The sequence below is a fragment of the Oleiphilus sp. HI0061 genome (assembly GCF_001635675.1).
This window is the reverse complement of sequence record NZ_LWFE01000350.1, coordinates 1-1,074: the sequence shown is the minus strand read 5'-3', so window position 1 is coordinate 1,074 and position 1,074 is coordinate 1. Positions and strand designations below refer to the sequence as shown.

Annotated in this window: 1 protein-coding gene and 1 pseudogene; both read right to left on the bottom strand. The window is 44.1% G+C overall.

Translation table 11 applies throughout. The features are described 5' to 3' along the window. Positions 1–102: 102 nt before the first annotated feature. Positions 103–771 carry a hypothetical protein gene (locus A3735_RS04800; protein WP_068634071.1) on the bottom strand — a complete coding sequence of 223 codons (669 nt, stop codon included), beginning with the start codon at positions 769–771 and terminating at the stop codon, positions 103–105. A 25-nt stretch (positions 772–796) separates the two neighbouring features. After that, positions 797–1,074: pseudogene (locus A3735_RS30290) on the bottom strand (chemotaxis protein); the annotation flags it as partial.

The following is a 1,074-nucleotide window of genomic DNA, read 5'->3' as shown; positions in this document are numbered from 1 at the left end:
TTTGGTGGTCATGTTGGCTTTATGGGCTTTAACAAAGAAGGACTCTACTGGTCAGAAGAACGTGCGATTGAATACTTAAATCGCTTAAGCCGGTTTTAAAGCTTAAAGCCAGCTCTCAATTGCCTCGTGTGCCTGAACATTCTCCGCTCGAGCCTGCAAACCACCCTCACTCAAATAAACGCTAAACCGAGCCCGGTCTTTCATAGGAATAAAGGTACCACTCCCGTAAACCAAGCTCGCCCCTGGCAGCCACTTATAACTAGTTAGCCATTGCTTAAAATCTCTAAGCACAGGCAGCGTATTTTCTGAGCCCTTGTCAGCCTGCCAAAGATTAAACAGCGTCCTGGGCTTATTTCTTTCATCATCTATTGAATGGTAACGTCCAGATAAGCGGTCAAAACGAAATGCATCTTCCATCCCTAAAAAGCGCCAGAAATCTCCCCAGACGAGCAAGCGAGCATCCAGCTGCCACACATCCCCTTCTATTTCAAAGTGCAGAGGAGGCTGTTCGTTTAGCTCTAAAACCAAATTATATCGTTGAGGTCCAAGTCTAAATGTTTCAACGCTTGCTATCTTTTGAGCAGAAGTTTGTGCTTTAAAACTGTACAAATCCCAGGAACTGTAAAGAAGGGCCATTGCAGAGAGTATAGCTAGAATAGCAAGCGTAGCTTTTAGCCATGCCTTGAACCATGTACGAAGGAACAGGTACTTGAAAGAAATAACAATTAGCAGAGCGCCGAGAATAGCAATAGACAAGACGGGCAAGAACATAATTACCTCCTACCCTTGTATAAGCTTAAGTACCATACCCAATTGAAGCCAGACTTTCTTCTGACAACTTTAACAAAGCATCATTCTGGGTTTGTGCCTTGGTCATACTCTCAATGTAGTATTCCAATGAAGTCAGTGCATCAGCCAGAGTTTCTAACAAAGTCTGGTCAGGCATCGTATCACCGTCAACCAACTCCTGTTGAATACAGGACATGCACTTCAATAACAAGGACGTTAACCTCTCCTCACCAATGATGCTCATTGCACCACGGATACTGTCCATGACAGTATAGACTGTTGCCA

Coding starts and splice junctions, on each gene's coding strand:
- A3735_RS04800 (WP_068634071.1), bottom strand. CDS start 771: ATGTTCTTGCCCGTCTTGTCTATTGCTATTCTCGGCGCTCTGCTAATT.